The 24,118-nt window shown below is 59.1% G+C and carries 22 protein-coding genes and 2 pseudogenes; 14 read left to right on the forward strand and 10 right to left on the reverse strand.

Going from position 1 to position 24,118, the window contains the following annotated elements; all coding sequences use genetic code 11:
* From SIAM614_RS24695 to SIAM614_RS24715, 5 genes are all read left to right on the forward strand, one after another.
* Positions 1 to 1,060 (forward strand): DUF1254 domain-containing protein (locus SIAM614_RS24695; protein WP_006938763.1); only part of this gene is annotated, 1,060 nt, incomplete at its 5' end.
* 71 nt (positions 1,061 to 1,131) lie between these two features.
* On the forward strand, positions 1,132 to 2,157 hold the full coding sequence (locus tag SIAM614_RS24700; RefSeq protein WP_157140072.1) for a DUF1214 domain-containing protein: 1,026 nt from the start codon (positions 1,132 to 1,134) through the stop codon (positions 2,155 to 2,157).
* A 184-nt stretch (positions 2,158 to 2,341) separates the two neighbouring features.
* Positions 2,342 to 2,887, forward strand: a complete 546-nt coding sequence (locus SIAM614_RS24705; protein ID WP_006938766.1) for a hypothetical protein — start codon at positions 2,342 to 2,344, stop codon at positions 2,885 to 2,887.
* Positions 2,888 to 3,005: 118 nt separating this feature from the next.
* Positions 3,006 to 3,797: a hypothetical protein gene (locus SIAM614_RS24710; RefSeq protein ID WP_006938768.1), complete on the forward strand. Its 792-nt coding sequence runs from the start codon at positions 3,006 to 3,008 to the stop codon at positions 3,795 to 3,797.
* A 269-nt stretch (positions 3,798 to 4,066) separates the two neighbouring features.
* The gene (locus SIAM614_RS24715) at positions 4,067 to 4,930 is read left to right on the forward strand and encodes a class I SAM-dependent methyltransferase (protein ID WP_006938770.1); all 864 of its coding nucleotides are present in this window, start codon (positions 4,067 to 4,069) and stop codon (positions 4,928 to 4,930) included.
* A 123-nt stretch (positions 4,931 to 5,053) separates the two neighbouring features.
* Here SIAM614_RS24715 and SIAM614_RS24720 read toward each other — a convergent pair whose 3' ends face one another.
* Complete coding sequence (locus tag SIAM614_RS24720; RefSeq protein WP_006938773.1) at positions 5,054 to 6,070, reverse strand: NADP-dependent oxidoreductase; 1,017 nt, start codon at positions 6,068 to 6,070, stop codon at positions 5,054 to 5,056.
* 91 nt (positions 6,071 to 6,161) lie between these two features.
* On the opposite strand from SIAM614_RS24720, the gene SIAM614_RS24725 reads away from it, so the two are divergent.
* Positions 6,162 to 7,064 (forward strand): LysR family transcriptional regulator, encoded by a 903-nt coding sequence (locus SIAM614_RS24725; protein ID WP_006938774.1) that lies wholly within the window; start codon positions 6,162 to 6,164, stop codon positions 7,062 to 7,064.
* 316 nt (positions 7,065 to 7,380) lie between these two features.
* Positions 7,381 to 7,713 (forward strand): annotated as a pseudogene (locus SIAM614_RS33105) (flavin reductase family protein); the annotation flags it as partial.
* Between the two features lie 145 nt (positions 7,714 to 7,858).
* Here the strand turns inward: SIAM614_RS33105 and SIAM614_RS24735 are convergent.
* The 7 genes from SIAM614_RS24735 to SIAM614_RS24765 form a co-directional block, all read right to left on the reverse strand.
* Positions 7,859 to 8,989 carry a M20/M25/M40 family metallo-hydrolase gene (locus tag SIAM614_RS24735; protein WP_006938776.1) on the reverse strand — a complete coding sequence of 377 codons (1,131 nt, stop codon included), beginning with the start codon at positions 8,987 to 8,989 and terminating at the stop codon, positions 7,859 to 7,861.
* Between the two features lie 40 nt (positions 8,990 to 9,029).
* On the reverse strand, positions 9,030 to 10,190 hold the full coding sequence (locus tag SIAM614_RS24740; RefSeq protein ID WP_006938777.1) for a M20 aminoacylase family protein: 1,161 nt from the start codon (positions 10,188 to 10,190) through the stop codon (positions 9,030 to 9,032).
* Positions 10,191 to 10,249: 59 nt separating this feature from the next.
* Positions 10,250 to 11,917, reverse strand: a complete 1,668-nt coding sequence (locus SIAM614_RS24745; RefSeq protein ID WP_006938779.1) for an ABC transporter ATP-binding protein — start codon at positions 11,915 to 11,917, stop codon at positions 10,250 to 10,252.
* Between the two features lie 3 nt (positions 11,918 to 11,920).
* Complete coding sequence (locus SIAM614_RS24750; protein ID WP_006938781.1) at positions 11,921 to 12,805, reverse strand: ABC transporter permease; 885 nt, start codon at positions 12,803 to 12,805, stop codon at positions 11,921 to 11,923.
* Positions 12,805 to 13,746 carry an ABC transporter permease gene (locus tag SIAM614_RS24755; RefSeq protein ID WP_006938785.1) on the reverse strand — a complete coding sequence of 314 codons (942 nt, stop codon included), beginning with the start codon at positions 13,744 to 13,746 and terminating at the stop codon, positions 12,805 to 12,807. Before SIAM614_RS24755 ends, SIAM614_RS24750 begins: the two co-directional genes overlap by 1 nt.
* Positions 13,747 to 13,838: 92 nt before the next feature.
* Positions 13,839 to 15,482, reverse strand: coding sequence for an ABC transporter substrate-binding protein (locus SIAM614_RS24760; RefSeq protein WP_006938787.1), 1,644 nt, complete (start codon positions 15,480 to 15,482; stop codon positions 13,839 to 13,841).
* Positions 15,483 to 15,609: 127 nt separating this feature from the next.
* Positions 15,610 to 17,133, reverse strand: coding sequence for a M81 family metallopeptidase (locus tag SIAM614_RS24765; protein ID WP_006938789.1), 1,524 nt, complete (start codon positions 17,131 to 17,133; stop codon positions 15,610 to 15,612).
* A gap of 195 nt (positions 17,134 to 17,328) precedes the next feature.
* Between SIAM614_RS24765 and SIAM614_RS24770 the strand changes: the two genes are divergently transcribed.
* Positions 17,329 to 18,141 (forward strand): IclR family transcriptional regulator, encoded by an 813-nt coding sequence (locus SIAM614_RS24770; protein ID WP_157140073.1) that lies wholly within the window; start codon positions 17,329 to 17,331, stop codon positions 18,139 to 18,141.
* Between the two features lie 32 nt (positions 18,142 to 18,173).
* On the opposite strand, the gene SIAM614_RS24775 is transcribed toward SIAM614_RS24770, so the two are convergent.
* The gene (locus SIAM614_RS24775) at positions 18,174 to 19,565 is read right to left on the reverse strand and encodes an amidase (RefSeq protein ID WP_040441090.1); all 1,392 of its coding nucleotides are present in this window, start codon (positions 19,563 to 19,565) and stop codon (positions 18,174 to 18,176) included.
* A 166-nt stretch (positions 19,566 to 19,731) separates the two neighbouring features.
* A pseudogene (locus SIAM614_RS24780) lies at positions 19,732 to 20,648 on the reverse strand (LysR family transcriptional regulator).
* A gap of 665 nt (positions 20,649 to 21,313) precedes the next feature.
* Here SIAM614_RS24780 and SIAM614_RS33365 point away from each other — a divergent pair.
* The 6 genes from SIAM614_RS33365 (at position 21,314) to SIAM614_RS24795 (ending at position 24,118) form a co-directional block, all read left to right on the forward strand.
* Positions 21,314 to 21,541 carry a sulfatase-like hydrolase/transferase gene (locus SIAM614_RS33365; RefSeq protein WP_006938804.1) on the forward strand — a complete coding sequence of 76 codons (228 nt, stop codon included), beginning with the start codon at positions 21,314 to 21,316 and terminating at the stop codon, positions 21,539 to 21,541.
* Positions 21,525 to 21,854: a sulfatase-like hydrolase/transferase gene (locus SIAM614_RS33370; protein ID WP_006938806.1), complete on the forward strand. Its 330-nt coding sequence runs from the start codon at positions 21,525 to 21,527 to the stop codon at positions 21,852 to 21,854. Before SIAM614_RS33365 ends, SIAM614_RS33370 begins: the two co-directional genes overlap by 17 nt.
* 13 nt (positions 21,855 to 21,867) lie before the next feature.
* Complete coding sequence (locus tag SIAM614_RS33375; RefSeq protein WP_006938808.1) at positions 21,868 to 22,482, forward strand: sulfatase-like hydrolase/transferase; 615 nt, start codon at positions 21,868 to 21,870, stop codon at positions 22,480 to 22,482.
* Positions 22,483 to 22,710 (forward strand): hypothetical protein, encoded by a 228-nt coding sequence (locus SIAM614_RS32600; RefSeq protein ID WP_006938810.1) that lies wholly within the window; start codon positions 22,483 to 22,485, stop codon positions 22,708 to 22,710. It begins immediately after the preceding gene.
* A gap of 422 nt (positions 22,711 to 23,132) precedes the next feature.
* Positions 23,133 to 23,342, forward strand: a complete 210-nt coding sequence (locus SIAM614_RS24790; RefSeq protein ID WP_006938812.1) for a cold-shock protein — start codon at positions 23,133 to 23,135, stop codon at positions 23,340 to 23,342.
* A 395-nt stretch (positions 23,343 to 23,737) separates the two neighbouring features.
* The gene (locus SIAM614_RS24795) at positions 23,738 to 24,118 is read left to right on the forward strand and encodes a DUF6481 family protein (RefSeq protein ID WP_006938813.1); all 381 of its coding nucleotides are present in this window, start codon (positions 23,738 to 23,740) and stop codon (positions 24,116 to 24,118) included.

Consider the following 24,118-nt stretch of genomic DNA (forward strand, 5'->3'; position numbering starts at 1 on the left):
GCTTGTCGATGATGCCTGGTCAGATTGTCGAGATCTGGCGCGATGGCCGGACAAGGGGAAAGGCGGCAAATACCTGATGCTGCCGCCCGACTACCAGGGGGCGGTGCCGGCAGGGTATTTCGTGATCAGAACCGACACGTACAGCAACCTCGTGTTCCTGCGCGGCTCCATCGCGAAGGGTCTTGAGCCTGCGGTCGAGAACATCAAGTCCAATCTCAAGGTGTATCCGCTGGCGCAGGCGGACAACCCGCCTGAAACCGAGTTCGTCAACTTCTCTGGCAAGAGCTACAACACGATTGCGCCAAATGACTTCAGTTTTTTTGAGGGCATCAACCAGGTGGTTCAGGAAGAGCCGATCGGCGCGATCGACTCCGAGGCACGGGGGCTTCTGGCCGCGATCGGCATCGTGAAGGGCCAACCCTTCAACCCAGATGCGCGCATGAAGAAGCTGCTCGGCGAAGCGGCGACAATCGGAAACGCGACTGCGCGGGCCATCACCTATCAGCCGCGCATCGACGGGGTGTTCATCTACCCGGATACCAATAGTGCCTGGACAACCGCCTATGCGAACAAGAACACGACCTTTGAGACCAATGGCGCGATGGGTCTCGATGCGCGTGTCTTGTTCTATTTCAATGCGACCGGTGTGACACAGGCGATGGCGGCCACGACTGTCGGGCAAGGTTCCGACTATGCCCTGGCTTATCTTGATGCCGACAAGAAACCGCTGGATGGGTCAAAAACGTACAAGCTGCGTCTGCCGCCGGACGTTCCGGTCAACAATTTCTGGGCGGTAACGCTCTACGACACGCAAACGCGCTCCTTGCTGCAAACTGGGCAGAGATTCCCGACAATGGGCAGTCAGAGCGAGGGGGTTCAGAAGAACGCCGACGGCTCCTACGACGTTTATTTCGCGCCAGAGGCGCCTCTGGGCAAGGAGGGCAACTGGCTCCAGACCATTCCGGGCAAGAGCTGGTTTACCATCCTGCGCATGTACGGTCCGCTGGAGCCCTGGATCAACAAGACCTGGCGGCCGGGCGAAATCGAATTGGTCAAGTAAGGTTGCTGAAACCTGAAATCCCGATCAATTCACCTTCGAACATCACAATTCAAATGGAGCTCGGTTTTAGAATGAAAAGCTTTTCTTCTCTATCTCTGGTATGTGCGCTTGCCATGACCCCGCTTCCCCTAGCGGCACACGCGGCCGAACCTGTCATCGTCAATGTCGACAATTTCGACAGGGCGCAGACCGACTTCGAGTTTGTCGGCATCATCAAGCTGGCGGACGGCATCAACAAGCTGCACCATAACCGGACGCCGACGCCGATCGACAAGCAGAATGTCATCCGGATGAACCGCGATACGCTGTACAGTCTCGGCGTCGTCGATATTTCAAAGGGAGCGACCGTGACCATGCCGGATGCCGGAAAGCGATACATGTCGCTGATGGTCATCAACAATGACGGCTACGTCAATGAGGTCTTCTATGGTGCTGGTGCCCACGAACTGACAGTGGACAAGTTCGATACGCCTGTCGTCGGCCTTGTCATCAGAACGCTCGCAGACCCGGAAGACAAGGCGGATCTTGAGGAGGCTCACAAGCTTCAGGACATGATCGAGATTTCGGCCGGTTCGGATGCACCGTTCGTGATGCCGGACTACGACAAGGCAAGCTACGAGGCGACACTCGCACCGGTTCTCGATCTTGCCAAGGGGCTGAAGCGGTACATCAGCACCTTCGGCTCCAAGGAGGAAGTCAACCCCGTCCATTTCCTGATCGGCACCGCGTCCGCCTGGGGCGGGCTGCCGGACAAGGCCGCGGTTTACGTTAATGTTCAGCCTGACCTGCCGGTGGGCGAATATGAACTCAAGGTCAAGGATGTGCCGGTCAAGGGTTTCTGGTCGATCAGCCTTTACAACGCCAAGGGCTATTTTCAGGAAAATGACCTTCATGCCTACAGCCTCAACGATCTGACCGCGAAGCCGAACAGTGATGGGTCCTACACCATTCGCTTTGGCGGATGCGGCGAGGGTGTCGAGAATTGCCTGCCGATCATGGACGGCTGGAACTACGCAGTGCGTATGTATGAGCCGAGCGAAGCGATTCAGGACGGTATATGGACGTTCCCGGGTCCGCCGACGCCTCGGAAGAAGTGACCGGAAAACGGCCCGGCCACTAGACTGTCCGAGCCATCTCGGGTGCGGCTTCACAAGCCGAAATGCGTAGCGCTGGAGGACCCAGGGTCCTCCCAGACGATTAGAAAAGCCAAACAAATTCTGTTCCTGAGCCACTTCCAGTTAACGGGTGTGGCTCCACTTTCAATCTGTTGGGAGAATTCCGATGAAACAGCTGGAACTTGCAGTAAACAGACGGACACTGGTAACGAGCCTGGCCGGAACCGCGGTAATTGCGGCGGCAGGCTCCTATTCGGCAGCACATGCCGCGGAAGACAATGCCGACTTCCTTTTTGTGCAGACTTCGAAAAGCATGGCATTCGATCCGGCAACCATGACGCTGACTCTGAAGGATGTCAGTCCGACGACGCTGTTCTTTTCCGACAGACCGGAACGGATCGCCGGCAACATGACCACCGCTGCATTCCTTCCGTTCTGGAGCGAAGGCACCGACAGCTTCCTCTCGGATCCGCCGAATGCCGATATTTCGGTTCTTGAAGGCGACGCGCTTCGTCAATCTGTGGTGGTCCTGATGGATCCTCGTCTTGAGGGAAATGATCTAGTCTATGCGGTGAAAACGATCGAGGGCGAGTTGCCTGCGACCGGGGAAAACGTGTCCGTCTTTATCGATGTCATTGGCATGCCGATGACGCCGCTTTCCTATGCCGGCGCCCGGCGCCGCGTCTATCGCCGGGCATATATGTACCGATAAACATGAACCGGAATGCAATAGCGGCTCGACAAGTCCTGGAAGCCAGGCGAGATCGAACTCATAGAGTCAGACAACGTTTTCTCGTTTCGACCACTGAAGCAATAGATCTGGTGACGACATGTTGACACGCGTTTTGATTGCGACCGCAATTCTTGTTGGCTCATCAGCTTCCGGCTCCGCCGAAGATGCCGATCTGGCCAAGAGGCTTTCCAACCCGGTTGCCGCGCTGATCAGCGTCCCGTTGCAATGGAACTACGATCAGGGAATCGGTCCATCGGACGGCAACAAGATGACCTTGAACATCCAACCGGTCATCCCGATAACACTGAACGAACATTGGAACCTGATTTCGCGAACGATTGTCCCTGTAGCCTGGCAACACGATATTGCAGGCAACTCGGGTACGCAGTTCGGACTGGGCGACACGACGCAAAGCCTCTTCGTTTCCCCTCAGGCTCCAGGACCTGGTGGCCTTATTTGGGGCGTGGGGCCGGTTTTGTTGCTACCCACTGGCACTGACGAATTGCTGAGCTCGAAGAAATGGGGTGCAGGTCCTACAGGCGTTGTGCTTCACCAAAGTGGCCCATGGACAGTTGGAGCTCTCGCCAATCACGTCTGGTCGTTTGCAGGCGATGAGAACCGCAGCGATGTAAACTCGACCTTCATCCAGCCCTTTGTGTCTTACACCACCAAGGATGCCTGGACATTCACCGTGAATTCGGAGTCCACCTACGATTGGGTTTCCGATGAATGGTCGATCCCCATCAACGCAATGGTTTCAAAACTCGTCACGATCGACAAGCAGCCGATCAGCTTTCAGGCGGGGGTTCGCTACTACGCAGCAAGTTCGAGCAATGGACCCGAGGGACTAGGGGCTCGTGCAGCGGTGACGTTCCTTTTCCCCAAATAGCCGGTTGTTTTGAGGCTGGCGCAGTGTGCACTCCTGCCAAAGTCCGCAAATAGTCAAGTGGCTCACGACTCAACTCAATCGATTTAAATCTAAACGTAAGGAAAATCGCGAATGGGCGAGGATCGCCACGCCGCGCAGCGCTTCTGCAAGGCAGGTTCGAGCCAAAGCTCGTCTTTCGTGTCTGTGCAGTGATTGTCCGTTCAAGAGTGTATTTCCTGATGCGCAATTCCGTATAGTAGGCCGCAGCTGGCAATCTTCAGAGTGGTCGTATGACAAGCTTCAGAGAGAAGGAACATCAAGGCTGGGCCGAAAAAGCTCCCTTCTACGACGAACATTTCGCTGGTGTAACGCGACAGGCGATCGGGCCAATACTTGAGGGGTTAGGAGATATATCCGGCCGTAACCTTCTGGACATCTGTTGTGGTACCGGAGATTTGGCCGAAGCCGCCACACAAAAAGGAGCGCATGTAACGGGCGTGGATTTTGCCGAACCAATGATCGAAATTGCGCGGGAGCGTGTGCCGACTGCGCTGTTTGATGTTGGAGATGCGGAAAAGCTCAGCTTCGAAGATGCTGGTTTTGACGCGGCAACATGTCTCTTCGGGCTATGGCACGTCGGTGAACCGGACAGCGCCATTTCGGAGGCAGCGCGAGTTCTAAAGCCTGGTGGGGCATATTCCTACACCGCTTGGCTTCCACCTGCCGAGGGCTGGGATATGATGGGGCTTCTGATGACAGCTATCAACAATCACGGCACCATGGATGTCGACCTACCACCCGCTCCGCCACCTTTTCGGTTTGCCCAAGAAAACGAGGCAGCGGACGCACTGCAATCTTCTGGATTTGGATCTGTGACGTTCCAGAAAAAGATGGCAATCTGGATTGGCAAAACTGGCGATGATCTACTCGATCTTCTGTACAAGGGAATTGTACGCGCCCCAATGCTCATCGAGGCACAGACACCCGAGTCAAAGCAGGCAATCATCAACGATATCAGGTCTGGCGCGGAGACCTTCCGTGAAGGCGAAGAGATCAAAATGCGCCGGCCTTCGCATCATCGAGGGCCGCGTCATACGAGACGTTGCCCGCACGTTGGCGCGTCGCCACCGCCAGCGACGCCAGATCCCCAGTAAATTCCGCCAGATCCGCGGGATCTACATGCATGTATCCGGTCACGATCAACATGGGAGCATTCCTCCGGTTTGGCTCTCCCCGACCGGATTGCGATCGGAGAGCGGTGTTCGGGTGGCTGCGAGCTATCTGGCGACGAGGACGATCTTGCCCTGAATCCCTCCTCCGGATGCCCGCTGATGGGCGGCGGAGGCGTCTGAAAGCGGGTACTCACTGTCGATCACGACCCGAATCGTCCCGTCGTCCAGTAGGCGTCCGGCTTCGGACAATTGCGCGCCGTTGGAGCGCACCTGTGCCGTTGAAACGGTAATCCCTCGTCTTGTAGCCTCCTCATGGCCGGAAAAGCCAATGGGATTGACCAGATAGAGCGCACCATTCTTCCTGATCACGCTCAGGAAACGTTGCATGCCGGAGCCGCCGACGGCGTCGATGACGAGATCAACATCCTGTGCAATCGTCTCAGCAGCTTGTCTGGTGTAGTCGATGAAGGCATCGGCGCCGAGATCGCGCACCACGGTTTCGTGTTTTCCGGAAGCAACGGCGATGACATGGGCCCCCTTCCACTTTGCCACCTGAACCGCCAGGTGACCGACGCCACCACCGGCGCCATTGACCAGTACGGTCTTTCCTTCAAGCGCAATCGGCGCGTGGTCGAAATCCTGGAACGGATTTGGTGCATCGTGACCGGGCTCGACAAGGAACTGCCACGCCGTGAGCAGCGACATCGGGGCACCGGCGGCCCGGATGTGGTCGATACCTGCAGGCTTGATCGCGAGGTCGGAGACCGGAACCTTGACATATTCGGCATAGGCATTGCTGCCGATCATGAGATCATGCGGGAAACGCACCATCGAAAAGACCTCGTCCCCAATGCTGAAATCCGGAACGTTCGCCCCGATGGCTGCGACGACACCGGAGATATCCGTGCCGAGGATCAGCGGAAAGTCCAGGCTGGGCCGCCACTCGGGCGGAAGCGCCCGGTAGCCATCCCGCAGGTAAAGGTCCGGCGGATTGAGGCTTGCCGCATGCACGCGGACAAGCACCTCTCCCGTGCCGACCACCGGCCGTGGCGCCTCCTCATAACGCAGGACCTCGGGGCCGCCAAATTCGTGCAGGCGGACGGCTTTCATCATCTCGGTCATGGGGACCTCTTTCCCTTTCTAGTTTCGTCGACCGGATGTATGGGCTTGCCTCCAGATTGATAATAGTGCTCGAATTCGCTTTAATAGTGACATGAAGGAACAAATTGGACTTGATAGGCTAACCGGTCTCCTCGCTTTTGCCCGTGCCGGCTCGCTGGGCAGCTATACGGCCGCTGCGCGCTCCCTCTCCGTTTCGCCTTCGGCGATCAGCAAGAGCGTCCAGCGTCTTGAACGGCAACTCGGCGTCCCGCTCTTCAACCGTACGACACGCTCAATCACTCTCACGAATGAGGGCCGCGATCTGCACGAGCGGGCGCTCAAGCTGCTGCGCGATGCCGAGGAAATCGAACAGGCCGCCAAAGCCGCCCGGTCCGAACCCGCCGGCACCTTGCGCATTGCGGCCTCGTTTCCGATCGGATTGCATGTCATCGCCCCTTTGCTGCCTGTCTTTCGCGCACGCCATCAGAAGGTCTCGATCGACCTCAGACTGAACGATCACAGGGTGGATCTGATCGAGGAGGGAATCGACCTTGCCGTGCGTATCGGTGACCTTCCCGACTCGCGCCTCCTGTCGCGGAAACTCTCGCCGCACCGGCTCTGCTGCTATGCCTCGCCGACCTATCTTGCCGCGTCAGGCACGCCCAGCCATCCCGACGAGCTTCAGTCATACGAGACGGTGAACCTGCGCTATCAGAGCAGCGGCCAGTTGTTCCGCTGGCCGTTCCGGATCGGAGACCGCGATGTCGAGATCTTGCCGTCATCTTCAATCGTCGTCGATGCGAGCGAGGCCGTGATCTCGACCGTCGCGGCGGGATCCGGCATCGGAATGGCGACAAGCTTCATGGCAACATCCTGGGTCAAGCGTGGAGACCTGGTACCCGTTCTTTCCGAATTTGCGGTCGAACGTCACAACATCACGGCCGTCTGGCCGCAAAGCCGCCGGACCAACCCGGCTGTGCGCGCCTTCCTGAACATGCTGACGGAAGCACTGTGACCTTCGGCCTTCGTGAATGCGCCCGCTTTCATCTGCTCCAGCAAGGGGCGTAGCTGAGCGAACGGTAATGCGATGGGCCGAGCGCATTTGGACTGATCAGGATTGGGATGCACTTCAACGAAGAGATGCGACAGCCTAACAGCGAGGCCTGCACGACCAAGGTTCCACTCCCTGGTCTTGCCTGCCGGCAGTCGCCAGAGGCTCTGGCAGCAGCATCTCTCATCTGAAGGGTATGCGTCACATCAAAGATGATCGGTGCGTCGTTGCTAGTGGGCCGCAACACACCGATACCGAGCAAGTCGACCATCGGCGTTGCAACTATTCGGACATGCGGTTCAAGGATACCGCGCGCAACATTTGCGACACCGCACTGGTGGATCAGGTGGAGCCTGTGCGATCAACTTCGCCCGGAGGTGAATGAGCAGGGTGAAGCAGACCTTTTGACCGTCCCCGGCCAGATGGTGGCAAGCCCGCGGATCCTGCCAATTCCGGCCGCTCTTGAGTGCTGCAGCCTTTCAACCCTGCGGTCGGCCCTTCCCGCGAAAACATTTTTGGAGAGGTCGTTGGCGTCTTCGTGCGCAGCGCTGCGACCAACACGGCCAATCTCCACATCGACCAGCGGCTGATGGATACGGTCGGCCGGAGAGGTCGTTGACACACCTATGCCCGCACCGGCGATCAGTCCGACATGAAGACGCCGTCCCCCTGAAATGGGATCACAGGAAGGATGGTGCAGCCTGCCGCCAGCGCAGGTGCAGACCCGAGCCTTTCCAGAACAGGCTGACCGAAACGTCTCACGTCAGCGTCAAAAACAGACCGGCTGCCAGTTTGGCCCGTTCTTCCAGGCTGTCGATCTCGATGTGTTCGTTGAGTGTGTGAAGGCCAGCGCCGCGCACGCCGATGGAATCGATGGTAGGGATGCCCATGGCGCCGGTGAAGTTACCGTCCGAACCGCCGCCTGCGCTGGCGTGGGTCAGGTCGAAGCCGATCTCGCCGGCAAGGGACCTGGTGATTTCGTAGAGTGCCAGCGTTCCGGCATCCGGCTCCCAGACAGGGCGGGTAACGCCCCGGGTCACTTCCACGATCACGTCTCCGGAGGAATCGCTCAGATCCAGCATGCGCTTGACCCCGGCATCCAGATCCTCCTGTCGCTTGGCCATGGAGAGGACTTCGGCAGCGCAGGAAGACGAGACGCAATTGACCCATTGCCCTGCGTGAATGACACCGACACTGAAGGTGCAGTCGTCCCCTGTCATGGCCTCGATTTCCAGAACCTTGCGGGCCATGGCCGCAATGGCCGAACGGCCGTCCTTCAGCGCCCAACCCGCATGGCTGGGGCGGCCGATGGTCTTGATGTTGAACCGGGCAATGGCATAGCGGCCCGTAACGCAGCCGCCATCGGGGCGGGCCGGTTCCGGCACCATCACATATTTGTTGCGCGCAGCCTCGTTCTCGATCAGGTCGCGGGTCGAAGGCGTGCCGACTTCCTCATCCGGGGTGAAGAGGACAGTGACCGGCAGCGGCGTTTCCAGCGCGGCGGCCTGGATCTGGCGCAGGGCTTCGACACTGACGTAATTTCCGCCTTTCATGTCCTGAATTCCGGGGCCATAGGCCTTGTTGTGCTCAACCCGGAACGGCAGGTCCTTCAGGGTGCCGATGGGATGCACCGTGTCGAGGTGGCCGCTGAGCAAGATGCCGGGCGTGCCCTTGTTCTTGTGCGGCAGCCTTGCCCGAAGAGAACCGCCGAAACCCATGCGTCCTGGAATGCGTTCGATCTCCGCGCCGAGCGCCGCCAGTTCATAGGCGGCAAGGTCCATCATCCGGTTGACGGCAGTTGCATCAAAGGTCGGGCTTTCGCATTCCACCCAGGTCCTGAGACCTTGCAGCATCTGCTGGGAATCGAAAGGCAATTCCTTGAAATTCATCGTCTTGTCCTGTTCTTGACGTCGTTTGAGGCTCTGCCGTTCAAATGGCGAGGCGACGCTCGATGATGCGGGCATAGATGCTGGCGCCGACAGGCAAGATGGCGTCGTCCAGAACAAAGCCCGGATTGTGGACCGGGATGCCGCCCGCGTGACCAACGGTGCAATAGGCGCCTGGAACCACGTTCAACATGTCGGCGAAGTCCTCGCTGGCCGGAACCAGCGCAGACTGATCGGACACATTTTCTGCCCCGACGATATCGGCAGCAGCTTCCAGATAGGCCGCAGACAGGTCCGGATCATTGCGCAAGACAGAGAAGATCGGACGCAGGTCCGGCGTCACCTCAACGCCGTAGCTGACGGCAAAGCCGGCGCACATTTCACGGATGCGGGTGTGGATCAGCTCCTTCACACCATCGTCGAAGTAGCGGATGGTGCCGGAAAGAACCGCCTTTTCCGGAATAACGTTATAGGCACTGCCCGAATGGATCTGGGTGACGGACAGAACCGCCGGCTGGATCGGCTCGACGTTGCGGCTGACGATGGACTGGAGGCTCTGCACCAGGGCGGTCGCGATCAGAACTGCATCCCTGGAGTGGTGGGGCGCTGCCCCGTGGCTGCCGCGTCCTTCGATGACAATGTCGAAGAATGTTGCGCCCGCCATGGCGACACCTGGCCTCAGGCCCACCTTGTTTGGAGCGGCCAGCGGGTTGTTGTGCATGCCATAGATTTCATCGCAGGGGTGCTTTTCGAACAAACCATCCACCAGCATGGCGCGGGCGCCGCCCAGCCCTTCTTCGGCGGGCTGGAAGATGAAGACGACCTTGCCCTTGAAGTTCCGGGTTTCGCTCAGATAGCGCGCCGCGCCCAGAAGCATGGTGGTGTGACCATCATGGCCGCAGCCGTGAAACTTGCCCGGCGCCGTTGAGCTGAACGGCAGATTGGTCTGCTCATCCATGGGCAACGCATCCATGTCGGCGCGTAGTCCGATGGTCCTGCCACTGCCGCCGCTGCCTTCAAGAACGCCGACGACGCCGGTCTTGCCAAAGCCGCGGTGCACCTCGATGCCCCACTCGGCCAGACACTTTGCGACAATCTCGGAGGTGCGCTCTTCCTCGAACCCTATTTCCGGGTGAGCGTGGAAATCATGGCGCATTGCGATCAGGTCATCGGTAAAGGAGGCAATTTTGGGAAGGACGGACATGGAGGTTTTCCTTAGAGGGAAAGGGAGAATTTTCTGGCGGGAGCCTGAGGGGTGTCCCCTCAGGCCGATGCGGCGTTGAGTTCGCGGAAGTTGGCGAAATCCCAGTCACGGCCGGGGGCGGCCTCGATCAGGGCCTTTGTGTAGGGATGTTTGGGATTGCCCAGAACGTTCGCCGCCGTGTCGTGCTCCACGACCCGGCCCTTTTGCATGACAAGGACGTCGTCACAGATCTGCGCTGCGACCCGGAGATCGTGGGTTATGAAGAGGATCGCGATACCCAGCTTTTGCTGTAACTCGTCCAGCAGCTTGAGCACCTGGTCCTGCACCGAGACATCAAGTGCAGAAACGGCCTCATCGGCCACCAGCACATCCGGCTCCATGGCGACCGCACGGGCAATGGCGATGCGCTGGCGCTGGCCGCCGGAGAACTGATGCGGATAACGGTCGATGGCATCGGGCGGAAGGCCGACCAGGGCGAGAAGCTCCCGCGCCCTGGTCATTGCCGCCCCCTTGTCCTCTCCGCAGTTCAGCGGGCCTTCGACAAGGCTGCGTCCGACAGTCCAGCGCGGGTTAAGTGAGCGGAACGGGTCCTGGAACACGATCTGGATGTGACGGCGATGCGGCCTGAGGGCTGCCCGGCCCAGAGTGGCGATCTCAAGATCACCGACCTTGACCGAACCTTCCGTGGGATCGATCAGCCGCATGATACAGCGGGCGACCGTGGATTTGCCGGAGCCGCTTTCGCCCACGATGCCGAGGGTTCGCCCCCGCGGAATTTCGAAACTGACATCCCGGGCCGCATTGGTCGGCTCCCGGTTCACCAGCCAGCCGGAAGATCCATAGACCTTGCGCAGACCCTGAACGGTCAAGGCTGATGCAACCGGCGCCGTTTCGCGGGCCGGACGCGGTGTCAGACTGGGAACCGCCTGCAGCAGCTTGCGGGTGTAATCCATCTGCGGGTTGCGCAGAAGCGTCTCCACCGGAGCCTGCTCCACCAGCTCCCCGTGTTTCATGACCTGCACCGTGTCCGCAATTTCGGCCACCACACCCATATCATGGGTGATGAACAGAACGGCGGTTCCATGCTTGGCCTGAAGCTCGGCAATCAGGCTGAGGATCTGCCGCTGGGTGGTCACGTCGAGCGCGGTTGTCGGCTCGTCCGCGATGAGAAGCTGCGGCTCCAGTATAAGCGCCATGGCAATCATGATCCGCTGACGCTGCCCACCGGAAAGCTGATGGGGATAGGACCGGTAGATCCGATCCACATCCGGCAGATGCACCTGCTCCATGATGTCGAGAACGCGCTGCTTCTTCTCCTTGGCGGATATCTTCACATGAGTATTGAGCACTTCCTCGATCTGCTGCCCCACCCGCATCACCGGGTTGAGTGCCGTCATCGGCTCCTGAAACACCATGGAGAGATGCCGGGCGCGCATATCACGCATCTGGCGGCCATTGAGATCCAGAAGGTTGCGGTCCTGAAGCAGGATCTTGCCGCCGGTCACTTCCAGAGCGGATTTGGGCAAGAGCCCCATGGCAGCCAGAGAGGTGACGGATTTGCCCGAGCCGCTCTCGCCGACGAGGCAGAGGGTTTCCCCTGCCCTGATCTTGAAGGAAATGCCGTTGAGCACGGGTTTGGCGCCGGGGTTGCCGGTCAGGCCAACGGTCAGGTTCTCTATAGAGAGTACCGGAGGAATACCCTCGAAGGATTTTGTGCTGAACTTCATGGCTCAAGCCTCCCGTTTCTTCAGACGCGGATCCAGAAGGTCGCGGGCGGTGTCGCCGAGGAGATTGATCGACAGGATGCACAGGGACAGCATCAGGCCCGGCCAGAAGATCAGCATGGGCTTGATCTGGAAGTAGAGCCGGCCCTCGGCCATGATGTTGCCCCAGGTCGGGATTTCGGTGCTGACGCCGGCCCCCAGGAACGACAGGATCGCTTCGACGAGAATGGCCGAGGCGCAGATATAGGTCCCCTGCACGGTCAGCGGCGCGAGCGTGTTGGGCATCAGGTGCTGCCAGAGGATCTTCGGCATGGAAGAGCCGAGCGCAATTGCCGCTTCCACGTATGGCTCCTCGCGGGATGTCAGCACGACGGAACGCACGAGGCGCACCACCCGGGGGATTTCCGGAATGGTGATGGCGCAGATCACGGACCAGAGGCTCGGCCCGTTGAGCGCGACCAGAGCGATGGCCAGCAGGATCGACGGGATGGCCATGAGACTGTCCATGATCCGCATGATCACCGCATCGGCCGTGCGGAAGAACCCGGAAACAAGACCTATCACGAGACCCAGACCGACGCTGACCAGCGCTGCGCCGACACCGATGAAGAGGGACACCCGCCCGCCCATGACCACCCGCGAGAAGAGGTCGCGGCCGAAGGCGTCTGTTCCGAGCGGATAGGTCTCGCTCGGTCCCTTGAGGCGGTGCAGGGCGTCGATCGCCAGCGGATCATGGGGAATGTAAAGCGGCGCAAAAAGCGAGGCGAGAACGATGATCAGCAGCACGACCGCGGCAATCATCGGCCCGATGCCAAGACGCATGCGCCGCGGCAGAGACAGGATGCGCAGCACCGGCTGCAGATGGGATACGGCTTGAGAAGGAGTTGTCATCAGTACCGGATCCTCGGGTCAATCAGGCTGTAGGACACGTCGATCAGAAGATTGATGAAGACGTAGAGGGCACTGGTCAGAAGGATCATGGCCTGGATCACCGGATAATCACGCGCCAGAATGGCATCCACGGTCAGACGGCCGATGCCGGGAATGTTGAAGACACTCTCGGTCACCACAACGCCGGAAATCAGCAGCGCGAAGCCCGTTCCGATGATGGTCAGGATCGGCACGGCGGCGTTCTGCAGCGCGTGGCGGAACAGGACCACCGTTTCGCTGACGCCCTTGGCACGGGCGGTGCGCACGAAATCCTCGCCCAGCACCTCAAGCATGCTCGCCCGGGTCATGCGGGCAATCAGCGCGACATAGATGGTGGCAAGTGTCAGACACGGCAGGATCGCCTTGGACAGAAACTTGGCGAAATCCTGTGAGGGCGCCGTATAGCCCTGCACCGGCAGCCATCTGAGTTCGATGGAAAAGACCTGAATGAAGATGTAGCCGATCACGAAAACCGGCACGGAAAAGCCGAGAACCGAGAAGCTCATCACTGCGTAATCCACCCAGGTCCTGTGCCGCCAGGCGGCCAGAACGCCCATGGGGACTGCCAGAAGAACAGAGAGGATGATGGTCAAGACCGCGATGTTGATGGTCGGCCAGATCCGGTCCGCGATCATGCTGGAAACGGAGGTGTTGGAAATCAGCGAGATGCCGAGATCGCCCTGGAACAGATGCTTGACCCAGGTGGCGAACTGAACGGGCAGCGGATCGTTCAGACCAAGGGAGGTGCGGATCTTTTCAAGCTGCGCAGGCGTTGCTGCATCACCGGCGATGATCGCCGCCGGGTCGCCCGGGGTCAGCCGCAGCAACAGAAAAACGAACACCGCGACAATGGTGATCACCGGTATTACGGCCAGAACACGTCGAAAAATATAGCCTATCATCGGCGTTCAAGGTCCTTTCAGGATCTTGAGGTCGGAGGATCAGGCGGGCCGGAGCACAAGGCCCCGGTCCGCCTGGCTGAAGATGCGTCGTGTCAGTCCTCTTTCTTCACGTTCCAGAAGACCGGCACCGGCGACGGGATCATATCAACCAGCTTGGTGCTGCGAGCCTGGGGCGAGAGATACTGGCCAAGCGGAATGTAATTGACCACATCCAGCGCATGGGCCTGGATCAGCTTTGCCACTGCAAGCTGCTCTTCCGGCGTTTCGGCCCTGATGAACTCCTTGCGCAGAGCTTCCAGTTCCGGATCCGTCGGCCAGCCGAACCAGGCTTCATCGCCACGGCCATTGAGCATCGGATTGATCAGCGGCGTGTTGATTTCCGGCACGCCCCAGTTGGTGAAGAACAGGTTCCAGCCGCCTTCGGAGGGTTTGGACTGGCTTGCACGGCGCGTCACCAGGGTCTGCCAGTCCATCGGCTGCATGTCGACGTTGAAGCCGGCATTGCGCAGGGCCTGCGCCGCCACGATCGGCTGGGCAGAGATGGTCGGAACGTCCGTCGGCTGCATCAGGACGACCGTCGTGCCGTCATAGCCGCTTTCGGCAAGTGCCTTCTTCGCGCCTTCGATGTCGCCACCGTTGATCAGGGTTTCGGCGCCGGTTTCATCGGCCAGCGGTGTACCGCATCCAAAGACCGCCCCACAGACCTTGTAGTAGTCCGGATTGCCGATCAGCGTGCCCAGCACGTCCTCCTGGCTTAGGGCCATCATGGCCGCCTTGCGGACCTTCACGTTGTCGAATGGAGGATAAAGGAAGTTCATCCGGCCAATGGTCTGGTAGCCGAGCGGATCGCGCACCTCCGCGACCACTTCATCGCTTCCCTCCAGGATCGGCAGCAGATCCACCGGCACCTGTTCCATATAGTCGATTTCACTGGACAGCAGCGCGTTGATGGAGGTCTGGCTGTCGGGCATGGTCACCCACTTGACCTTGTCGACGTTGACGACCTTGCCGCCGGCCATCCAGCTCGCAGGTTCGGAGCGCGGCACATATTCCTGGAACTTCTCGTAGGTGACGCTGACGCCGGGCTGGTACTCGGTTTCAACGAACTTGAACGGCCCGGAGCCGACGAAGCTGGAGATCGAGGTGTCCACCGGTGTTGCTGCAACACTTGCCGGCATGATGAACGGCGGCAGAGCCGACTGCTTGGCGATGGTGTCGATCAGCGGCGCATAGGGCTCTTTCAGTGTCCAGACGAGCGTCTTGTCATCCTTGGCTTCCAGGCTTTCGGTCACGTCGAAGATCAACTGGCCGCCGGAGTCCTTCTGTCCCCAACGCTTGAGGGACGCAACCGCATCGGCAGCTGTTACCGGAGCACCATCATGGAAAAGCAGGCCGTCGCGCAGGGTGAAGGTATAGACCTTCTTGTCGTCCGAGATTTCCCAGGAGGCCATCTGCGGCTGCGGCGTGAAATTCTCGTCCACAGCCACAAGCACATCATAGATCATATAGGCGTGGTTGCGCACGATATGGGCGGTGGTGATCACCGGATCGACCACGCGCAAGCCGGAGTGCATCACCGCGGTGATGACCTTTTCTTCCGCTTGTGCCGCTGTTCCAAGGCCCGTCCCGGCAAGTAGCGCACCTGCGATGAGACCGCTGGCTGCCCGCTGGGTAATGCCAGACCAGACGCCTTTCAGTTTCGCCTGATCTTGAACTCTGTTTCTTACACTCAACATGTCTGTTCCTGTCTGGTTAGGTGATGTTTTGTGTTTTGATTTTTCCCGGCCTGTTTCCGGCCGGTTGAGTGCGGGCAAAGCACAGGACCGCAAGAGTGGCCCCGAGCACCCGGATCGGTCATTGCGCCTACCCCGCCGCCAGCGGCACAGGCGCACGGAAGGCTGGGCCGCATGGGGACATGCGGATGCCGTCTTTGAGGTTCTCAAACGGTAGATCGCTTGCAAGCAGCGCCATCGGTCCCGGTGATTTGCAGACCAGGATCGTTTCGGCAATAGGCGTGAAATCCGCCCGGAAATGCACCGAGCTCTTGTTGACGAGAATGGCCTGTTCCGTCGGTTCGATCCCGACGAACCGGTACATGGACTGGTCGGCAAGCTGCACCTTGCGGCTTGCGAAAACCACCCTCACCCCGCCAATCTTCAGGCAAGCCGAAAGGCCAAGGCTCATGTGCGAGGCACCGAAGAAGGGGCCAGTTGCGGTAAATTCCCCGTCGGAGAGTTTTTCGACTGTGAAAGTGGCTGTGAAAGGCTCATCCCCGGCAACGCCCGATTTGCCGCCGAGGGTCAACGTGACATCAGCCCCCTCACCTGCGTCATGAGCTTTCTGCGCCGCCTGCGGATCGACCATCAGCCCGATGGCGGCCTTCTGTGCATCGGCCTTGACGAGGGCACGCAGAATTCCGGCGGTGTTGGAATCCCCTCCGGCTCCGGGATTGTCCTGGGTATCGGCAATGACAACAGGCTTTTCCGCACTCCGGCTCAGGGTTTGCGCCAGCGCCACGCAGGCGTCCGGCTCGTGCGCTTCGCCATTGAAGTCAGCTTCCTTCTCCAGAACTGCGGAGACAAACCCGTCAGCGGCGGCGGCTGCCGTTGCCTCGTCGTCCGCATAGACCAGAACCGACGGACAGCAATCGGCGAAATCAGCCGCCGGAAACCCCATCAGGAAGGATGCACTGAACACTTTACCCGCTTCCAGCTCGGCCAGGTCTGCATAAAGGCTCTTGGCTGGCTCAATATCGGTGCACTGCCAGGGAATCGGGATCAGGAACGGGAGCTGACGGAACGCCTTCTTGAAAGGCTTACCCCGGCTCATCAGCGCCTCAAGCTGCACCGCGGTGCGGTAGCCGGTCTCGGCCATGTCCACATGGGGGTAGGTGCGGTAAGCGACCATGACGTCGCTGGCTTCCACCATCTTGCGGGTCGTATTTCCATGAAGGTCCAGACTGGCGGCAATCGGAACGTCCGGTCCGAGCGCGGCGCGAAGACGGGCAAGGATTTCACCTTCTCCGTCATTCAGATGCTCGCACACCATCGCGCCATGCAGATCGATATATAGTCCATCCAGCGGCCCCGCCGCCTTCAGGCGCTCGATCAGGTCGCCGAGGATCTGCTCGAAGGCGTCTTTTTCCACGTGGGCGGAGGGAATGGCAACGGCCCAAAGAAGCGGCACCAGCTCCCAACCGGCTGCCTCGGCAAACCCGGCAGCCCCCGCAACGCCGATGTTGACACCCTTGCTGCGGCTCAGGACCTCAGATCCGCGGCTGAGCGGAATGTGACCGCCACCTTCCTCGAAATGAGCGAACGTTGCTGGTGAGGGTGCGAAGGTGTTGGTTTCATGGAGAAACCCTGCAACAGCTACACGTTTAGTCACTTCAAACCGCCTCCGCTCTGCCCGAGATCATTTCAACCGGATCCGTGAACCACCTGACGGTGGTCTTGCGTCCCGCGCTGCGCCAAATCTTGTCTTGAACTGGAGTATCGCTGTGCGATACAGTTGTATCTATAATCATGCTAGAAGGTTTTTCAGCCTCTGGTCAATCGTCGGACCGATTTATTTGAAGGCACCATGAGCTCAAATTATTTGCGATCGATGCCCAGCATGCCGCCAAAAGACAGCGAGACTGAAAAGGATGGCCTTTTCGTTCAGTCGATTGCGCGGGCTATGGACGTTCTGTCGATCTTTCATCAGGTCGACCGACCGCTTTCCTTGCAGGAAATCAGCTCCTTGACGGGCCTTGGCCGCAGCAATGTCCAGAGGATTCTCTTCACACTCCGCTCGCTTGGCTACATCACCCGCGACCCGGATGACCGGGGCTATGTTCCAGGCCTCAGGCTGCTTGACCATTCCCTCGACTTTCTCCGGCTCAACCCGGTCGTGGTCAAGGCGACCCCGATCCTGCTCGAATTGCGCCGAGCCGTCCGGGAAAGGGTGGATCTGAGCATCTGGGACGATCTGCGACTGGTCTATGCATCCCGGCTGCAAAGCAAGCGCGAGATCCTCACATCGACCTTCATCGGCTACAGCGTTCCTGTGTTTTGCGTCTCCGGCGGATGGGCCATTCTTGCTCAGCTTGAAGAAGCCGAAGCCGACAGCATCCTGACCCGCTCGTACAGGGCGGCGTTTACGCCCAAGACCCTGACGGATCTCGGGGCTCTCAAGGAAAAGATCCGGGAAACCCGCGAAGCCGGCTACGCCACCGCGCTTGAGCAGGTTCTGCCTGGCGAAATCGCCATAGGTGCGGCCATTCTTGACCAGGCACGACGGCCGGTTGCCGCCATACACGTGGCCGGTTCCCTGTCCGAATGGACGCCCGAAGACTTCACCCGGCAATTCGCCCCGCTTCTGGTCCAGGCTGCCCGGACCATCAGCAGGGTATGAGGCAGGAGCCGCTCTCCAAGCACCGACCGGCATCACGACGCGATCACCGGCCAGTTGGTTATCGGCCCGCGCCATTCCTCGAATGCCTTGGCAAGGCGCAGAACGGTCAGGTCCTCAAACCGTGGCGCGACGATCTGAAGACCGATCGGCATGCCTGATTTCGAGAACCCGCAGTTGATGGAGCAGGCTGGCTGGTCACCCATGTTCCAGGGCATTGTGAAGCAGATATGCTCGAAAGGCAGCGCCGGATCATTCGTCGGAGCCGGCCATTCTGCGGGAAAGCTGACGATGGGATTGACCGGAGAAAGAATAGCACCGACCCCGTTCAGGGCGCTTGCGCAAGACTGGCGCATGGCGAGCATGTGATCAAAACCTGCTGCGACAGATGCTCCATCGATCTTCGCGGCTACGCTGGCCCAATCAAGGATATAGGGTAGGATCTTGCCCCGAGCCTCATCGCTCAGTTTCCGCATCTGGGACCAGAAACGGGCCCGCCAGAACGTGTCGAGACCATCCAGATTTTCCCGCGTCAGCAAGGGGCCAAGGTCGACGATGTCCGCGCCCTGCTCTTCAAACATCCGGGCCGCGGCGAGCACCGCATCGCGCACCTCCGGATCGACCTTCAATCCCGTTCCTGCGTCCAGGATAAGTCCGATCTTCATGCCCTTCACATTCGCCGGGGCGACGTCATAGTCGAGTGCCTCATAGGGAACGGAGGTCGCATCGCGCCAGTCGGACCGCGTGATGACCGGCATGACCATGAGACTGTCATCGACGGTGCGGGTCATTGGGCCAACGCAGCGGCCCGGATAATAGGGATAGACCGGTACCCGCCCCTGGGTCGGTTTGAAACCGAAAAGACCGGTCCAGCCGGCAGGCAACCGCACGGATCCGCCAATGTCGGTCCCGATATGCAAGGGACCATAGCCTGCCGCGCCAGCGGACCCGGCGCCGGCACTCGACCCGCCAGGATTGGTGCTGAGATCCCACGGGTTGCGGCTGAGCTGGTGAAACGTCGACAGACCCGAACTCAGCATGCCGTAATCGGGACAGGTGGTCTTGGCAAAGATGATCGCGCCATCTTCCTTGAGTCTGGCAGCCGTCGGCGCGTCTGCATCGGCAGGTACCAGTTCGGTTGCCGCCGTTCCCATCGGGACAGGGTCTCCCTTGGTGGCGATCAGTTCCTTCAGGGTGACGGGCACACCATCGAGCGCACCATTGGGAGCGCCTTTCAGCCACCTTTGCGTCGCTTCTTCCGCCTGTTTCATGGCCTGTTCGGGCCGGTAATCGTAAAGGGCGCCCACCTTCGGTTCGCAAGCCTCCACCCTTTCGCAAACCGCTGCCATGTAGTCGCTCGGCGATACGGTCTTGCCGGAAAAAGCCTTCAGAAGTTCGCGCACGCCAAGATCAAGTATGCCGTTCATTTCACCATCCGGAAACGTCAAGGAAGAGGAGAAAACCCGGCAGACTGCTGCCGGTTTCAGTTTGGAAAGAAGGCGCTTTGCATCGCCTGCATCCAAACTCTGCCCGAACTTTCCGTGTAAATTCAATGATGATATTGTGGCCGCAGTGCTACGGTTTCCGTTGCACTCACATCATGACCCCTGTTTCCCCATAGGATCGCAACCTGGCCTCCAGATAGGCGGAAAGCTTTTCGGCGGCAAAGCTCAGCGTACGCCCTTGCGGAAGGCTCAACTGGATCAGCGTGTCGATGGCAGCATCTCGTGCCAGGGGCCGGACAACCAGCTCTCCGGAGCGGACCTCCCGGGCGACGGAAATTTCCGGCAGGATGAGGATGGCAGCCCCTTGCCGGGCAAGCTCTTTCTGGATGGTGACGGAGCGCGTCGTGAACACCACGTCTGCAGGCGATCTACCGGCAGCAGACAGCCGCTCTTCAAAGGCCTGCCGCAGCTGAAGCTTGTGTCCGGCATGGCCAGCGGATAGGCGCAAAGGGTTTCCAGGGAGACTTCCCGCACTCCGGCGGCCGGATGGGCAGGCGACAGGATTGCCGCGTGCCGCACCGGAACACGGCTGCGGGCGGTGACTTTCGGCTCGGAAGGAGAAAACAGGGTCAGCGCCATATCTGCATCGCCCTCATGCACAGACTTCAGGGCCTCCGTTGCTGACCCTTCCAGCAAATTTGCCCGGATGGCTGGAAAGTCCCGAGAAAACCCGGACAGAACCCCGGCCAGAATGGCCCCGCCTGTCGCTCCGTTGACGTAAACAGTAACCTCGCCGCGCTGAAGGCCGCGCATGTCGTCGATGAGTTGCCGGGCAAGGTCGAACTCCCTCATGGCGCTGCGCGAGCGCTGAACCAGAAGCTCGCCGGCTGCGGTCAGTTCAATTCCGCGGGCGGTCCGGTCCACCAGCGGCGCCCCGAAATGATATTCGAGATTTTCAAGCTGCCGGCTGATAGCGGTCGGGGAAACACCGAGGTTCTGCGCTGCTTCGCGTATCGAGCGGCAGCGGGCGAGTTCGTTGAAATAGGCGATGGCTTGAAGTTGCATGGCGTCCAATTCTGAAAACTTCGGCGGTCTTGAACAGGCAGAGGGCCTGCCCCGCGCTTCAACTGCAGCACACAAACAGCCTGTCTTGCAAACAGGAAAGCTGTAACGAATTCATATCATTCGCGAAGATTTTCGAGGCTCCATTCACTTGCCCGATCTTTAACCTGCTCGGCTAAACTTCCGCCTAGGGCCAGTGGACAATTGGCCTGATGCAATGAAATGGAAATCCTACTGTCCACAGGCGCTAGATGGGCTGTTCGCCAGGTAACGAAGGGGAGCCAAACTGTCGGAGCATCAGAGGGGAAATGTCGGTCACGCGATACGCCCCGGGGAACACTTCGGTTCGTACTTTACGCATGGTGACACAACGTTGCGGCACAGTCATGCCAGCTTTCGGGCAGGCAATATGACGAATTTAACGACTGACCTGGGAATGGCTTGCGGACTGGCGGGTTACGCCAGGAACGGCCCCATCAACTCTGGCACCGTAGGCAAACTGTCGGCTCCTGCTCCATTTATAATGTTTGCAGACGCTTATGCTGGTTGGTGACCGCGAAAGACTTTGAGGCGGGATGGCATCCGATCAAATGTGTCGGGCGTGGCATTTGCCCAAGACCCCCTCGTGATGGATCTTTTCTTCCACTGCCGCCTGTGCCTTCGAAGGGATGATCACGGAGTTGTCCACCGGATATCCGGGATACAACAGCATATGGCCACGCTCGTCCGGTACGATTGCGGAGATCCTCAAGGATCACGGCTACTCCAACGCAGCCTTCGGTAACTGGCACAACGCACCAAACTGGGAAACTTCTCCGATCGGGCCGTTCGATCGCTGGTCCACTGGACTGGGTTTCGAATACTGGTACGGTTTCCAGGGTGGAGAAACTAGCTAGTGGGGAGCCCCAGCTTTTTCGCAACACGCCCGTCGAGCCTGAAGCCCGTCCCGAAGAGGGCTACAATCTCAACGTCGATTTGGTCGATGATGCGATCGCCTGGCTCGACCGCCAAGACTCGATCGCACCAGACAAGCCCTTCTTTCTTTATTTCGCGCCAGGTGCTGTCCACGCGCGCCTGCATGTCAGCAAAGACTGGATCGAGAAGCTTTCAGGCAAGTTCGATCAGAGATGGGACGCGGTGCGCGAACAGACCCTGTCTCGGCAAAAAGACATGGGTCTCGCTCGACGCGGATGCCCAAACTCTGTTTAGCAGGCACCAGGAAGTGTTCGCCGGCTTTCTTGCGCAAACGGACCATGAAATCGGCAGGTTGATCGAGCAAGTTCGTTCAACGCCTGAGGGCGACAACACGCTGATCATTCTCGTGGCAAGCGACAACGGGCCGAGTGCAGAAGGCAGTGTCACTGGTACTCTCAACAATATGATGACCCAGAACGGGATACCGGACACGGTCGAGAACCAATTGCCGGAGATCGACGAGATCGGCTGCCCGGCGCACGAAAACCATTACCCCGTCGGCTGGGCGTGGGCGGGGTCTTCTCCATTTCAGTGGATGAAGCGCGTGCCCTCCCATTTCGGTGGAACCCGGAACGACATGATCGTCAGCTGGCCAAGTCGAATTTCAGACACTGTCGGGATCCGGTCGCAGTTCCATCATGTCGTGGACATCGCCCCGACCATCTTGGAGGCCGTCGGCGTTCCGGAGCCAAAGGTCGTGAACGGTGCAGAGCAGACACCCACGACGGGTGTCTGCATGGAAAATAGTTTTGCCGATGCGTCAGCACCCGGCACCCGACATACGCAGTATTTCGAGACCGGCGGCCATCGCGCTCTCTATCATGACGGCTGGGTCGTCGCCTCGTTCCATGGCGCTTCATGAGTGCTCACTGGCTCGGTGGGTTTCGATGATAGCATCTGGGAACTCTACAATATCGAGGAAGACTTCTCGCAGACCCATGATCTCGCCGCCGAGAACCCTGAAAAGCTGGCCGAACTTCAGGCACTCTTCGACGAGGAGGCGCGAAAATTCGATGTCTACCCTCGGAACGACCGACTTGGGAGCACCTTATTGACAGACAGCTCTGAGGAGGACAGCGGTCGTTCGTGAATTTTCGCGAGAACAACTGGACATAGCTCGACGCTGATATTGTTGAATCCGTGCGATACGGTGCCACTCAAGGGCTAAGTGACCGCAAGATTAAATTCGCAAAAATCTTTTTCCCTTTTTATTTTCAACAACCGGCAAAAAATCACGTGACAATTATCCGGTGGTTTTATTGGGTCGCATGGCTGATTTTTTCTGTTCGTCCGACAACAATCCATTTTGACGGTATTACAAGAACAAAAGTAGACGTTGACATTCTCATTGAAAATCCATATACGAACGATATCGATATTTTCTTGCCGAGCTTTGGTTACAACGCGATTGGCACCGCGTTCTTAACGAACCCTCCCTTTAAAGCATCGTTATCACCACCTGCGAGCCTCTGGCTTGCCGGTTCTTCTCTCTATGCTATGAAAGGGTTCATCATGACCACTGGCACAGTAAAATGGTTCAATTCCTCCAAAGGCTTCGGCTTTATCCAGCCTGACAACGGCGGCCCGGACGCATTCGTCCATATCACCGCTGTCGAGCGTGCTGGCATGCACGAAATCGTTGAAGGCCAGAAAATCGGCTACGACATGGAGCGCGACACCAAGTCGGGCAAGATGTCCGCCTGCAATCTGCAGGCCGCCTGATAGATCCGGAATCTGCTTTCCCTTGACCACGGATGTACTGGCACTGTCGAAAGCATGAGACCAAGCAAGGTCAGGCAAGTTGCCTGGCCTTTTTCGTAGCTGCTCACTGGTGAGCGGCCACTACGAAGAAAGCTACGACCGAGAACTACCGCAACCTTCGCCAGCAGGCCGAATCCGCTTTTGGTAAAGCCCAGTCGCAACTCTTCGAACGCCAACGTGCGATTGAAAACCTGAACTCGATCGTAATCGCCCGCAACGAAAACAACCAGGGACTGCGCGAGGCTCGGCTTGCCAAGGAATTGCAAGACAGTGTGGCCTCAGCAACCAAGCCGGCTTCAAAACGGGCAAGAAAGTCCTGAAGCCGCTATATCTAACCCGTCAAATGGAATTGAGATTTGAAAAGAAATATAAACAGCGAACACGCCGACCGTCGCAGCGCTGCGACGGGCGCCAAGGCAGCCCTTGTTGAGGCCTTTCGTGCCGCCAGGGAAGCTGCCGAGCCGACCCGAGAAGCCAAACAGGCGGAGCGGCGTTTGATCGCCGAAGCTCGTGAACAGCGCCGGGCCGAGCGCGAACAGGCGAAACTTGAAGAACAAAACCGCGTTGCCACGGAAGCAGCAGCAAGAGAAGCCGCCGTTGCTGCCGCAGCCAGAGCTGAAATCGATGCGCGCGAGCTGGCTGACAAGACCCGTATCGAGCGCGTCCTGCAGGACGAGGCAGCTCGTAAAGCTGAACGCGACCGGCGCTACGCAAATCGAAAGGCCCGTCAGGCCTAA

It is taken from the genome of Roseibium aggregatum IAM 12614 (genome assembly GCF_000168975.1).
Taxonomy (GTDB): Bacteria; Pseudomonadota; Alphaproteobacteria; order Rhizobiales; family Stappiaceae; genus Roseibium; species Roseibium aggregatum.

Excerpts from the sequence above, each read along its gene's own strand:
- SIAM614_RS24750 (WP_006938781.1), bottom strand. The coding sequence starts at position 12,805 with ATGACAACTCCTTCTCAAGCCGTATCCCATCTGCAGCCGGTGCTGCGC.
- SIAM614_RS24735 (WP_006938776.1), bottom strand. The coding sequence starts at position 8,989 with ATGAATTTCAAGGAATTGCCTTTCGATTCCCAGCAGATGCTGCAAGGT.
- SIAM614_RS24725 (WP_006938774.1), top strand. The coding sequence starts at position 6,162 with ATGAAGGAACAAATTGGACTTGATAGGCTAACCGGTCTCCTCGCTTTT.
- SIAM614_RS24760 (WP_006938787.1), bottom strand. The coding sequence starts at position 15,482 with ATGTTGAGTGTAAGAAACAGAGTTCAAGATCAGGCGAAACTGAAAGGC.
- SIAM614_RS24720 (WP_006938773.1), bottom strand. The coding sequence starts at position 6,070 with ATGACCGAGATGATGAAAGCCGTCCGCCTGCACGAATTTGGCGGCCCC.
- SIAM614_RS24770 (WP_157140073.1), top strand. The coding sequence starts at position 17,329 with ATGAGCTCAAATTATTTGCGATCGATGCCCAGCATGCCGCCAAAAGAC.
- SIAM614_RS24775 (WP_040441090.1), bottom strand. The coding sequence starts at position 19,565 with ATGAACGGCATACTTGATCTTGGCGTGCGCGAACTTCTGAAGGCTTTT.
- SIAM614_RS24740 (WP_006938777.1), bottom strand. The coding sequence starts at position 10,190 with ATGTCCGTCCTTCCCAAAATTGCCTCCTTTACCGATGACCTGATCGCA.
- SIAM614_RS24745 (WP_006938779.1), bottom strand. The coding sequence starts at position 11,917 with ATGAAGTTCAGCACAAAATCCTTCGAGGGTATTCCTCCGGTACTCTCT.
- SIAM614_RS24700 (WP_157140072.1), top strand. The coding sequence starts at position 1,132 with ATGAAAAGCTTTTCTTCTCTATCTCTGGTATGTGCGCTTGCCATGACC.
- SIAM614_RS24710 (WP_006938768.1), top strand. The coding sequence starts at position 3,006 with ATGTTGACACGCGTTTTGATTGCGACCGCAATTCTTGTTGGCTCATCA.
- SIAM614_RS24755 (WP_006938785.1), bottom strand. The coding sequence starts at position 13,746 with ATGATAGGCTATATTTTTCGACGTGTTCTGGCCGTAATACCGGTGATC.
- SIAM614_RS24715 (WP_006938770.1), top strand. The coding sequence starts at position 4,067 with ATGACAAGCTTCAGAGAGAAGGAACATCAAGGCTGGGCCGAAAAAGCT.
- SIAM614_RS24705 (WP_006938766.1), top strand. The coding sequence starts at position 2,342 with ATGAAACAGCTGGAACTTGCAGTAAACAGACGGACACTGGTAACGAGC.
- SIAM614_RS33365 (WP_006938804.1), top strand. The coding sequence starts at position 21,314 with ATGATCACGGAGTTGTCCACCGGATATCCGGGATACAACAGCATATGG.
- SIAM614_RS24790 (WP_006938812.1), top strand. The coding sequence starts at position 23,133 with ATGACCACTGGCACAGTAAAATGGTTCAATTCCTCCAAAGGCTTCGGC.